Genomic DNA, 12,400 nt, shown 5'->3' with positions numbered 1-12,400 from the left:
GGGCGCGCCCCGTTTCAGCCCGGCACCCGGCGGTACCCCTGCGGGGTCCGATCAGCACCGCAGCAGGAGGAACCGCCATGGCAGCGCGCCCGCCCCACGGACAGCACAGCGCAGGTGGCAACGGCTCCGAGCCGGAGATCCCCGGCCGGCCCGGCGTCGAGCCACCGCAGCTGGAGGAGCCCACCGAGCCGCGCGGCCCCCTGCCGCCGAAGGCCGACCAGACGAAGCCGGAGCCGTACTCGGCCACCGGCGAGGAAGTGGACACCGACGCGAACGTCCGCGCGCAGACGGGCCCGTATCTGACGACGGCGCAGGGGCTGCGGCTGCCGGACACCGATCACTCGCTCAAGGCCGGGGACCGCGGCCCGGTGCTGTTGCAGGACCACCACCTGCGCGAGAAGATCATGCACTTCGACCACGAGCGGATCCCCGAGCGGGTCGTGCACGCCCGCGGCGCCGCCGCGCACGGTGTCTTCCGCGGCTACGGGTCCGCCACCTCGGTCTCGAAGGCCGCGTTCCTCGGCAAGGACGTCGAGACCCCGGTCTTCGTCCGTTTCTCGACGGTGCTCGGCTCGCGCGGCTCCGCCGACACGGTCCGCGACACCCGCGGGTTCGCAACCAAGTTCTACACGACGGAGGGCGTCTTCGACCTGGTCGGGAACAACATCCCGGTCTTCTTCATCCAGGACGCCATCAAGTTCCCCGACATCATCCACGCGGGCAAGCCGCACCCCGACCGGGAGATCCCCCAGGCGCAGAGCGCGCACGACACCTTCTGGGACTTCGTCTCCCTGCACACCGAGGCCGCGCACCACACGCTGTGGAACATGTCCGACCGGGGCATCCCGCGCTCGTTCCGGATGATGGAGGGCTTCGGCGTCCACACCTTCCGGCTGGTCAACGAGCAGGGCGGTACGACCCTGGTGAAGTTCCACTGGAAGCCCAAGCTGGGCGTGCACTCCCTCACCTGGGAGGAGGCCCAGATCATCAACGGGGTCGACCCGGACTTCCACCGGCGGGACCTGGCCGACGCCATCGAGGCGGGCGCCCACCCCGAGTGGGAGCTGGGCATCCAGACCTTCCCCGACACCCCCGAGCAGACCTTCGAGGGCATCGATCTGCTCGACCCGACGAAGATCGTCCCGGAGGAGTGGGCGCCCGTGCAGCCCATCGGGCTGCTGACGCTGAACGCCAACCCGTCGAACTTCTTCGCGGAGACCGAGCAGGTCGCCTTCCACCCGGGCCACCTCGTCCCCGGCATCGACATCACCGACGACGCGCTGCTGGCCGGCCGGCTCTTCTCCTACCTCGACACCCAGCTCACCCGGCTCGGCGGCCCCAACTTCGCGCAGATCCCCGTCAACCGGACCCACGCACCGGTCAACGACATGCTCCGCGACGGGCTGCACCAGACGGGGGTGCACCAGGGCGTGGCGCCGTACCACCCCAACTCCCTGGACGGCGGCTGCCCGTTCCAGGCCGCGGCGGCCCAGGGCGGCTACGTGGAGGTTCCCGTCGAGACGCCGAAGGCGGCCAAGGTGCGCGAGGTGCCCGCCTCGTTCGCCGACCACACCAGCCAGCCCCGCCGGTTCTGGCTGAGCCTGACCCCCGTCGAGCGGGAGCACGTGGTGGCGGCCTACACCTTCGAGTTGAGCAAGTGCTACGAGAACACCGTCAAGGAGCGGGTGCTGCGGACGCTGGCCGACATCGACCCCGTGCTGTGCTCCCAGGTCGCCGACGGGCTCGGGCTGCCCGCCCCCGACCCGTCCGGACGCCTCGCCGAGGTCGACCCGAGCCCGGCGCTCTCCCAGGTCGGCAACAGCTGGCCGACGCAGGGCCGGATCATCGGCATCATCACCGACGGCGGCTCCGGCCTGGACGCCGTGCGGACCGTCCGGGACGCGGTCGACGCGGGCGGCATGGTGCCGCTCGTCATCGCGCCGGCCGGCGGCCGGTTCGACGGTGACGGGGGCGAACCGGTCACCGTGCAGCGGACGTTCGCGAACGCCCGCTCGACCGAGTTCGACGCGCTGCTGGTGGCCGGTGCGCCCGCCCGCGGCTCCGACGCCTACGGGGCGCGGGACGCCAAGGCCGGGCTGGGCCCGGCGACCGGCGGCGGCGAGGGCGCGAACACCGACCCGCGGGTGCTGCACCTGCTCTCGGAGGCGTACCGGCACGCGAAGCCGCTCGGCGGCTGGGGCGCGGGCGCCGCCGACGTGCTGGCCGCGGCCGGCTGCGCCGCCGGCTCGGCGGGCGTGGTGACCGACGACGACCCGCGCGCGGTGCTCGGGGAGATCGTCGAGCTGCTCTCCCGGCACCGGGTGTGGGACCGCTTCCCCGCCGCTGCCGTCGTGTCCTGAGCCCGTGTCCTGAGCCCGTGTCCTGAAACCGTGCCCCGACCCCGACCGGGTGCCGGCGGTGCGGGCCGCCGCGGCGGGGGCGATCCGTGCCGCGCCCCCGGCCGCCGGTCCCGCGCCGCACGCCGCCCGGCGGCGGCCCGCACCGGGCCGCGCGGCGCCACCGCAGCAGGCACAGCAAGGGCCGGAGAAGCCGTCCACGTCCCCCGGAGAAGCCGTCCGGGAACCCGGAAGAAGCCGTACCGAGACCCCGGAGAACAGGAGCACGCCATGACCCCGCGCGACCCGGAATCCCACCCCTCCGAGCGGCACCCCCGGCCCGGCTTCCCCGAGCAGGAGCAGACGCATCCCGGAAGCACCGAGGAGATGCGGCCCCGGCCCGACCACGGCGAGGACAGCTACCGCGGCAGCGGACGGCTGACCGACCGCCGTACCGTCGTCACCGGCGGCGACTCCGGCATCGGCCGGGCCGTCGCCCTGGCCTTCGCCCGCGAGGGCGCCGACGTGCTCTTCACCCACCTGCCCGAGGAGACCGGCGAGGCCGAGGAGACCTCCCGGCTGGTCACCGCGGCCGGCCGGCAGGCGATCGCCGTCCCCTGCGACATCCGGGAGGAGGCCGCGTGCCGGCGGCTGGTGGAGCGCGCCGAGCGGGAGTTCGGGCGGATCGACGTGCTCGTCAACAACGCGGCGTACCAGATGGCGCAGCCGGACGGTATCGACGGGATCTCCACCGAGCAGTTCGACCGGGTGGTGCGCACCAATCTGTACGGCATGTTCTGGCTGTGCCGGATGGCGCTGCCGCTCATCCCCCAGGGCGGCAGCATCATCAACACCACCTCGGTGCAGGCGTACCGGCCCAAGCCGCATCTCCTCGACTACGCCATGACCAAGGGCGGGATCGTCACCTTCACCCACGGCCTGGCGGCCGACGTGGCCGACCGGGGGATCCGGGTGAACGCCGTGGCGCCCGGCCCGGTGTGGACGCCGCTGATCCCCTCGACGCTCCCGTCGACCTCTCAGTTCGGCGCCGGCAGCTCCTGGGAACGCCCCGCGCAGCCGGCCGAGATGGCGCCCGGCTATGTCTTCCTCGCCTCGGAGGACGCGCAGTACATCACCGGCGAGATCCTCAACGCGACGGGCGGGGCGTCTCTTCCGTAGCGGGAGGGCGGCGGGCGGCCCGCCGGCAGGTCACACGAAGGTCCCGGCCGCCAGGAGCAGCGGCGGTGAAGCGAGCCAGACCGCTGTGGTGATGCCTGACCAGCCGCGCAGCGCCGCCGTGCCGTCGAGCCCGGTGAGCCGGGTGACCACCCAGAAGTACGAGTGGTTGAAGTAGCTGAAGACCATCGCGCCCGTGCAGCACGCGATGGCCGCCAGCAGCGGAGAGACGTGCAGCTCCGGGCCGAGGGGCGCGGACACCGAGGCCGCCGTGATCATCGCGACGGTTCCGGAACCCTGCGCGAGCCGGACGAGGCTGGCCACCAGAAAGGGCACCAGCACGCCCGGCAGCCCCCAGGAGGCGATCACCGCCGCCAGGGTGTCGCTGACGTGGAACCCCCGCAGCACCTCGGCGAGCGCCCCGCCCGCCCCCGTGACCAGGATGATGAGCCCGGCCGAGGACGCCGCCTCCGAGAGCCAGTTGTCGACCTGGCTGCGGGGCGTCCAGCGCGGCAGCAGCACATAGACGGCGAGCACGAGGCCGACCAGCAGCGCCACGACGGGGCTGCCGAGGAACATCACCACCGACTGCGCGGCCGAGGGCGGGGTGTCCCCGCCGGACTCCGCACCCCGCTCGCCGACCGCGGTCACCACCGTGTTGGCGATCATGAGCAGGAGAGTGACCAGCAGGGGCACCATGGCCAGCAGGGGCCCCACCCGGTGCGGCTTACCGTCCCGGGGCGGGGTACCGAGCGCGGGAGCCGGCCCGCCGTCCGGTTCCTTCTCCCCCTCCCCGGCCGGCGCGCACGAACCGCCCGACGGTGCCCGGCCGTACACCGCTCTGCGCACCTCCGGCAGCAGCGAGCCCTCCAGCTTCGGCCCGATCCACCGCGCGTACCCGACCACGACGGGCAGCAGCACCACGGTGAAGGCCAGCCCGGCCAGCACCAGGCCGCCCACGTCGGCGCCCAGGATGCCCGCGACGCCCAGCGGGCCCGGAGCCGGCGGCACCAGATGGTGGGTGAGCGTCATGCCGCAGCCGAGGGTGAGCGCGAGCGTGACGTAGCCGGCGCGTTTGCTGCGGGCGATGGAGCGGGCGAGCGGGTTCATGATGACGAACCCGGAGTCGCAGAAGACCGGGATGGCCACCAGCGCACCGGTGCCGCCCATCGCCCAGTCCTCCCGGCCCGTGCCCAGCGCCCGTACGAAGGCGCGGGCCAGCGCGTCGGCCGCGCCCGACACCTCAAGGATCTTGCCGAGGCCCACCCCGAGTCCGATGACGATCCCGATCGACCCGAGCGTGTCCCCGAAGCCCGTGGTGACCGCCTCGACGACCTCCGCCACCGGCGCGCCCGCGACGAACCCCGTCACCAGCGCCGCGAAGAGCAGGGCGAAGAAGGCGTCGAGGCGGGTGCGCAGCACGATCACCACGACGGTGAGGATCGCGAGGACGAGCGCCGCCAGGAGCCGGGGTTCCACGCCGTGCCACCTCCGTTCGCCGCGTGCGGTGGAGGCGTCGGTGCTGCCCCCTGTCGGCACGCCCGCAGGAGCATCCGCTCGCGGCACCGGCCGGGGAGTGCTTCGCTGTCGGCACCCGCGGGCGGCCTTGCCCGTGCGGGGACGCGGTGTGCGGGATCACGTGGGGAAAGGGAAGTGCGTGCCGGGCCGGGTCCGGCGGCGCCCTGCCGAACTTCCGGTGGTGCACCGCCGGTCGGGAAGGTGCGTCGTGCGTACCGGGGTGCTCCCTTTGTGAGGATGAGGGCACCGGCAGGAACCGCGCCATCCCTCCGTCCGTTCCTCATCCTTTCGAGTGCACGGCCCCTGCCTCGGGGCCCGCCCGGCCGTCCGCGTCGGCCCGGCGGCCGCGGTGCACCGTCCCCCGCGGGCCCCGGCCCGGGACGCCGCGCGCGCCGCTTTCCGCCGCGCGCGCCGGTTTTAAAGGGGCGCGACGGCGGAGACCCGGGACGCGTGGCCGCGTACGTGAGCGTGGCAGCTGAGCGTGCGACGCCCGTACGGACACCGAACGGCACGAAAGGATGAGCGAGATGACGACGGCCCGCGATCTCATGAGCCCCGGCGCCGAGTGCGTCGGGAGCGAGGAGTCCGTCCAGCAGGCGGCCGAGCGGATGGCGCAGCTCGGCGTCGGCGCGCTGCCCATCTGCGGAACCGACGAGAAGCTGAAGGGCGTGCTCACCGACCGCGACGTCGTGGTGAAGGTGCTCGCGGCCGGCAAGGATCCCGCGACGACGAAGGCCGGCGAACTCCAGCAGGCCGAGGCCGTCACCGTCGGGGCGGACGACTCGGCAGAGGAGGCCATGGCCACCATGACCGAGCACAAGGTGCGGCGCCTTCCGGTGATCGACGGCACCACACTGGTCGGCATGGTCGCCCAGGCCGATGTCGCCCGGTCGCTCCCCACCCCGGACACGGGCGAACTGCTGGCGGCACTCTCCGCGGACTGAGCCGACTGAACCGCCGGACTCCACTGAACCGCCCGGCCGACCGGCGCGGCACCGCGCGTCGGCCGGGCGGACCTGCGCCGACACGCTCCCCGTCGCTGACCGCTCCCCGTCGGCGCCGTCCGTGAACTTCGGCGCCGTCCGTGAACTCGGTGCCGTCCGCGACCGATGCCTCCGGTCCCGGACCGATGCCTCCGGTCCCGTGAGCGATTCCGCCGGCGCCCTCGGGCTGCTCAGCCGCGGACGGTGAAGCGGAGGCCGAAGTGGTCCAGGGTCGCGGGCAGGGGCGCTCCGGGGACGGGGCGCGTCCGGGAGACGAGCCCGTGTGCCGGGCCCGCGGTGAGCGCCCCGGCCAGCCAGTTGCTCGCGGTCGACAGCACGACGTCGCGGCCGGGACAGCGGCCGGGCCCCGAACTGAACGGCACCAGCGCGGGGTTGGCCGCCGCCGTGCCGTCCAGCCAGATGTCCGGCGCGAAGCTGTGCGCGTACGCGCCCGCCGGTACGGAGCGGTGCAGATAGGGCGTGAACAGGACGAGCGCCGTGCCCTCCGGCAGATGGGCGCCGTCCAGGTCCGTCTCGTCGCTGCTCTCGCGCAGCAGCAGGGGCGTCGTCGGCCACAGCCGCACCGACTCCAGCACACAGGCCCGCAGGAACGGCAGTTCAGCGGGCTGACCCGCCGACTGCGCCGCCGGGCCCGCCCCGGCTCCCCGTACCGCCTGTGCCGCCTCGCGGTGGGCGCGGGCCGCGGCGTCCGGGTGTGTGGCGAGGAGGGCGAGCGTCCGCAAGGTCGCCATGCCGGCGGCGTCGTAGGCGAACAGCCAGTGGGCGACCTGGCCGTAGGGGTCGACGTCCGGCTCCGTACCGGCCGGATCCGGCAGCGCCGCCGCCAGGCTGCCCGGCTCGGCGCGGCCCACGGCCTCCCGGAGCCCGGCCACGAAGCGGTCACGCAGGGCACGCCTGCGCGGCGACAGGTAGGCCCAGTTCCCGGCCGCGCGCAGCCGCTCCAGGGTGCGGACCGGCTCGGCCTCCTCCCGGGCGGCCTCGCCGAACACGATCGAGCGGACCGCCCGCCACCAGCCCCGCGCGAACGTGTCCCAGTCCAGCACGCCGCGCCCGGCGGCCTGCCGGGTGACGGCCGCCGCCTCCGCACCGGCCACCGCGGCGATCCGGCCCGCGGCCCGGTGCAGCGGTCGCCCCGGCTCCAGCGCCGCCTCGTTGGCCCGGCGCCGCTCCTGCCTGACCCGCCCCTGGGAGATCAGCGAGCCGTGCGGCTGGAACTGGTCCAGCGCGGCACGCTTCTCCGCCGAGGCGGGGCTGAACGGCGTGGGCGTCCCCTCCAGTACACGGCGTACATGGTCCGGATCGCCGACCAGCGCCAGACGACGGCCGAACGCCCGCATCAGCAGCGGTCCCGAACCGCGCCGCGCGAACAGGCCGCGCACCGTGGCGACGGCCGTCGCCTCCCACTGGAAGCGCTCCGCGAGCGCCATGGCCCAGCGCCGGCGCAGCACCGGCCCTTCGAGCACGGTCGGCAGCAGCACCCGGGTCAGCACCCGGGCCGTGTCGGCCGCGCCGAGGCACCGGGCCACGCCCGGGGTGCGCCGCTCGACGGTGCGGACGGACATACGTCCTCCTGCGGATCGGGGTCATGGCTCGGGAGCCGGTGTCGCTGCCGGGTGCCCGGGCGGTGATCGGCGAAACGGGACGCCGGGACGACCGGGCCCGGGACGCCCGCGCCGGGCCGTGCGTCCCGGTGCAGGAGGCCGAACGGGCGGTGGGAGACCCCGGGTCAGGGGTTGCGGGTGGGGGTCTCGCGGGGGCCCTCGCCCACGGGGCCGGTGGTCTCGTCCTCGGCGACGGGCGCCTCGGCCTCGTCCTCGCTGAGGGTGCGGGTCGCCTCCTCCTCGGCGGACAGGCCGTTGCTGCCGGTCTCCTCCGCGTGGATGTCCTGCCGCCGGGGCGGCATCGCCTCGGCTTCCTCGTAGAGCCGGCCGGAGGTCTCGCTGGGGACGCCCGGAGTGCCGATGTCCCGTCCGGCTCCCGGTTCGGCCGCGGCGCGGGGGTCGGCCTCCGGTTCCTGCTGGGCGAGGCGCTCGTCCAGGCTCTCGCCCTCGCGGGACTCGGCCGGTGTCGGGGCGGCGCGGGTGCCCGCCGTCGGCAGGTCGCCGGGCACCGACTCCTGCTGCGGGTCGCTCGACCACTGCTGCTCGGGGGTGCCGTCCTGGAGGTTGGGGATGCCCTCGTCCTCCGGACTGACGCCCGGGTCGTGGGTGCCGGCGGGCTCGGCGTCGGTGAAGGGTTCCCCGTCGGGTGCGCCGCCCGGGGACGGGGGCGCGTCCTCCGCCACCGGGGGCTGCCAGGCCCCGCGTGCGACCCGCTCCCCCGGTTCGAGCCCCTCTGCCGGGCCCTGAGCGATCTCGGGCTGCTGGGCGTCGGTCCCGGACACGTTCTGGGTGTCGGCCTTGCCGAGCTTGGGCTCGTCCCAGCCGCGGCGCGGCGGCACGGGCTCGTGTTCCCTCCGCTCGGCGGGCTCGGGGCGCTCGGGGCGTTCGGCGTGCTCGGCGTTCTCGGGTGGCATCGCTCGCCTCCTTCGTTCGGGGCCCGGGTACCCGTGGTCCGGGCCCCGGGTACCCGTCGTCGGCGGGAACGTGCGTAGCCGGTGCGGCGGACGCGGAAACCCGCAGGCGGCACGGCCAACCCCGGCCGCGCTCCTCGCCCGCGCTCCTCACCCACGCTCCTCGTCCCCGGCGGCGTCCCCCTGCGGCGTCCCCCTGCGGCCTCCCGCCGACAGCCGCTGTCCCGTGCGGACGGCGCGCACCGACAGCGGGTGTCCCGTACCGGACGGTGGGTACCCGGCGACGGCCGTCGGTGACCGGCGGCGGCGGACGGCGCCCCCGGGCGTGCCCCCCGCTCCCGGGCGCTGCCGCCGCCCCGGCCGCCGGGGCGGCACCGGACACCCGTCGACGGGCTTCGGCCGCGGGCCCGTACCCCCATGGGTGCGGGCCCGAGCCGGCGGGTCTCGGCGTGAGACAGCGCGCCCCGGGCCTCCGGTGCGCGACGGCGTGCCGCGTGCCCCCGGCGGGCGGCGCACGTCGTCGGCCCCGGATGCCGGGCCGTGCGCCGCCGCGGGCCGCGGGTGCACGGGCGTGCAGCAGGTGCAGGCGAGTACGGGAAGGTGAGGATGCGGCGTCTGGCGCGTGGGGCGCGTACGGCGGGTGGTGCGGCGGTCGAACCGTTTCCCGGGGCGCCGGCGCCCTGGGCGTTGCGCGACTACGCGTTCCTCGGGGACGGGGAGCGGGGAGCGCTCGTCTCACCGCGCGGGGAGATCGTGTGGCTGTGTGCGCCGGGCTGGGCCGACGAGGCCGTGTTCTCCGCGCTGCTCGGCGGCCCCGGGGTCTGGACCGTGCGGCCGGCGGACGACTGGCACGTGTGGGGCGGCTACTACGAGGACGGCACGCTCGTCCATGTGAGCCGCTGGGTGACGACGCACGCCATCGTCGAGTGCCGGGAGGCGCTGGCGGTGCCCGCCGACCCGGCCCGGGTGGTGCTGCTGCGCCGGCTGCGGGTCGTGGAGGGCGAGGCGCGGATGCGGGTCGAGCTGGACCCGCGGCCGGGTTTCGGCCGTGAGGCGCTCTCCGTCCCTCGGCTGGAGGGCGGGGTGTGGCATGCGCGGAGCGAGTCCCTGACGGTGCGCTGGTCGGGGCTGCCCGAGGCACGGCCGGGGCCCGGGGGCGGGCTGTGCGCCGAGCGGGTCCTGGCGCGCGGCGAGGAACACGATCTCGTGCTGGAGCTGACCGCACGGAACCGGCCGGCGCCCGGCGGCGGCCACGGCCTGGACGCGGCCGGGTGGTGGGCGGCGACGGAACGCTGGTGGCGCGACAGGGCGCCGTGCGGCACCGGGCTGACCCCGGCGGGCGCGGCCCGGCACGCGTGTGCCGTGCTGACCGGGCTGACCGCAGCGGGCGGCGGCATGGTCGCCGCCGCGACGACCTCGCTGCCCGAACGCGCCTACGCGCAGCGCAACTACGACTACCGGTACGTGTGGCTGCGCGACCAGGCGTACGCCGGGCTGGCGGTCGCGGCACACGGACCGCATCCGCTGCTGGACGACGCCGTCCGCTTCGCGACCGCACGGGTGCTGGACGACGGCGAGGCCCTGCGCCCGGCGTACACCACCGACGGCGGCGAGGTCCCCGACGAGCGGCATCTGGGCCTGCCCGGCTATCCGGGCGGCGGGGACGAGGCGGGGAACAAGGCGGCACGCCAGTTCCAGCTGGACACCTTCGGCGAGGTGCTCCAACTGCTGGCCGCCGCCGCCCGCCACGACCGGCTCGACGAGGACGCGCTGCGGGCCGCCGAGGTGGCGGTGGCCTCCGTCGAGCGGTACTGGCAGCGTCCGGACGCGGGCCTGTGGGAGCTGGAGGAGCGCTGGTGGACGCATTCGCGGCTGAGCGTCGTCACCGGGCTGCGGGCGCTGGCGCGAGAGGTGCCGGGCCCGGCGGCCGGGCGCTGGGAGGAACTGGCCACGACGATCCTGCGGGAGACGTCCCGCCGCTGTCTGCGGACCGACGGCGCCTGGGGCCGGGCGGCGGACGACGCGGGTCCCGACGCCTCGGTGCTGGCGCCGCTGGCCCGGCGGGGGCTGGGCGAGGACGATCCGGGAGCGCGGAGGACCCGGCGGCTGATCGAACGGGAGCTGACGCGGGACGGGTTCGTCTACCGCTTCCGGCACGACGCACGGCCGCTGGGCGAGGCCGAGGGCGCCTTTCTGCTGTGCGGGTTCACGATGGCGCTGGCCACGCACCGGGAGGGCCTGCCGGTCGCGGCGGCCCGGTGGTTCGAGCGCACCCGGTCGGCGCACGGTCCGCCCGGACTGTTCGCCGAGGAGTACGACGTGGGGCAGCGGCAGCTGCGCGGCAATCTGCCGCAGGCGTTCGTGCACGCGGCGCTCCTGGAGTCCGCCGCCGGCCTGGCGGAACCCCCCGGCGGGGCGGGCACCCGGTGAAGCCCGGGCACTGACGACATCCCCGGGGCTGACGACATCCCCGGGGCTGACGACATCCCCGGGGCTGACGACATCCCCGGGGCTGACGACGTCCCCGGGATGGTGAAATCCCGGCGCTGGTGGGCCCCCGGCACGGGTGAAGCCAGCCGGCGCTGGTGAAGCCCCGGCGCTGGTGAACGCCCAGCACGGGTGAAGCCCCGGCACCGGTGAAGCCTCGGCGCTGGTTGAGTCCTCAGCGCGATGGCCGGGAGCGGCTCCCCCTGCGCTTCCCCTCGCCGCCCGGCGACGCCGCCGGGCGCCAGCGCGGTGGTCAACCCCCGGCGCTGCGGGCCCTGTTGAGCTGCCGGGCCGCGTAGCCGCCGAGGGTGGTGAGGGCCAGGGCGAGGCCCGCGAGGGTGCCGTGGTGCCGGGAGGCCCAGGACTGGGCGCTGCGGGTGCGGGCCTCGTCGTCGAAGGCGCCGTGTGCGCCGTGGTCGGTGCCGCCGGGGCCGTCGGCCGGTTCCCACAGGTTGACGGGGCGGTCCGGTGCGGGCGGGTGCTCCCGCTGCTGGGAGGCGTAGCCGGTGCGGGCGAGGGAGCGGTCCAGCAGTCCGGGCGCGAACTTGTCGCCGAGCAGGGTGGCGACGGTGGCCGCTCCGGTCCAGTACTCGCGGCGTCCGGGGTGCGCGGCCGCGTGCACCAGGGCGCGGGCGGCCACCTCCGGCTGGTGGACGGGCGGCACCGGGCGCGGGGCGCGGGGCAGCCGGGAGAGCACCCAGTCGAACTGGGGGGTGTTGAGCCCGGGCAGCTGCACCATGGTGACCCGGACCGGGCTGCGCTCGTGCAGCAGTTCGCAGCGCAGGGACTCGTGGAAGCCCTGGATGGCGTGCTTGGCGGCGCAGTAGGCGGCCTGGAGCGGGACTCCCCGGTAGGCGAGGGCCGAGCCGGCCTGGACGACGGTGCCCCGGCCGCGTGGCAGCATCCGGCGCAGCGCGGTCCTGGTGCCGTTGACGGTGCCGAGGAAGGTGACCTCCAGCGCCCGCCGGAACTCCTCGGGCCGGATGTCGGTGACGGGCGCGAAGACCGTGCTGAAGGCGGTGTTGACCCAGACGTCGAGCGGGCCGAGTTCCCGCTCGATCCGGTCGGCCGCCGCCTCCACGGCGTCCGGGTCGGAGACATCGGTGGGCACGGCGAGCGCCGTGCCCCCGGCCTCGCGCACCTCGCGCGCCGCCTCGTGCAGTCCCAGCTCGCCGCGTGCGAGCAGCGCGACGGCGTCGTGCCGCCGGCCGAACGCGCGGGCCGTGGCCCGGCCGACGCCGGCGCTCGCGCCCGTCACGACGACGACCCGGCGCCCCTCGCCCTTCCGCGTGGCCGCCATGGTGCTGCTCCTCCCTGTGTGCGTCCGGGCCGTGGGTGCGGCCCGGACGCCTCTCCGTCTCCTCAGC

General features: G+C 75.7%; 8 protein-coding genes. 4 read left to right on the top strand and 4 right to left on the bottom strand.

The genetic code is table 11. The features are described 5' to 3' along the window. The first annotated feature begins 77 nt into the window (after positions 1-77). Complete coding sequence (locus tag SCA03_RS00125) at positions 78-2,360, top strand: catalase (RefSeq protein ID WP_078873998.1); 2,283 nt, start codon at positions 78-80, stop codon at positions 2,358-2,360. A gap of 267 nt (positions 2,361-2,627) precedes the next feature. Beyond that, positions 2,628-3,515, top strand: a complete 888-nt coding sequence (locus SCA03_RS00120; RefSeq protein WP_086817696.1) for an SDR family oxidoreductase — start codon at positions 2,628-2,630, stop codon at positions 3,513-3,515. A 30-nt stretch (positions 3,516-3,545) separates the two neighbouring features. Here the strand turns inward: SCA03_RS00120 and SCA03_RS00115 are convergent, their stop codons facing one another. Continuing rightward, positions 3,546-4,991: a GntP family permease gene (locus SCA03_RS00115; protein ID WP_170298207.1), complete on the bottom strand. Its 1,446-nt coding sequence runs from the start codon at positions 4,989-4,991 to the stop codon at positions 3,546-3,548. A 566-nt stretch (positions 4,992-5,557) separates the two neighbouring features. On the opposite strand from SCA03_RS00115, the gene SCA03_RS00110 reads away from it, so the two are divergent. Further along, positions 5,558-5,974 carry a CBS domain-containing protein gene (locus tag SCA03_RS00110; RefSeq protein WP_030886336.1) on the top strand — a complete coding sequence of 139 codons (417 nt, stop codon included), beginning with the start codon at positions 5,558-5,560 and terminating at the stop codon, positions 5,972-5,974. A gap of 230 nt (positions 5,975-6,204) precedes the next feature. On the opposite strand, the gene SCA03_RS00105 is transcribed toward SCA03_RS00110, so the two are convergent. Both SCA03_RS00105 and SCA03_RS00100 read right to left on the bottom strand, forming a co-directional pair. Then, complete coding sequence (locus SCA03_RS00105; protein ID WP_086817697.1) at positions 6,205-7,596, bottom strand: cytochrome P450; 1,392 nt, start codon at positions 7,594-7,596, stop codon at positions 6,205-6,207. Between the two features lie 164 nt (positions 7,597-7,760). Next, complete coding sequence (locus tag SCA03_RS00100; RefSeq protein WP_063764667.1) at positions 7,761-8,549, bottom strand: hypothetical protein; 789 nt, start codon at positions 8,547-8,549, stop codon at positions 7,761-7,763. 603 nt (positions 8,550-9,152) lie between these two features. Between SCA03_RS00100 and SCA03_RS00095 the strand changes: the two genes are divergently transcribed. Then, positions 9,153-10,976, top strand: a complete 1,824-nt coding sequence (locus SCA03_RS00095) for a glycoside hydrolase family 15 protein (protein WP_086815457.1) — start codon at positions 9,153-9,155, stop codon at positions 10,974-10,976. Positions 10,977-11,286: 310 nt separating this feature from the next. On the opposite strand, the gene SCA03_RS00090 is transcribed toward SCA03_RS00095, so the two are convergent. Next, on the bottom strand, positions 11,287-12,333 hold the full coding sequence (locus tag SCA03_RS00090) for an SDR family oxidoreductase (protein ID WP_086815458.1): 1,047 nt from the start codon (positions 12,331-12,333) through the stop codon (positions 11,287-11,289). Positions 12,334-12,400 lie beyond the last annotated feature (67 nt).

This window comes from Streptomyces cacaoi (assembly GCF_006539165.1).
Classification (GTDB): domain Bacteria; phylum Actinomycetota; class Actinomycetes; order Streptomycetales; family Streptomycetaceae; genus Streptomyces; species Streptomyces cacaoi.
This window is presented reverse-complemented; position numbering and strand designations above follow the sequence as displayed.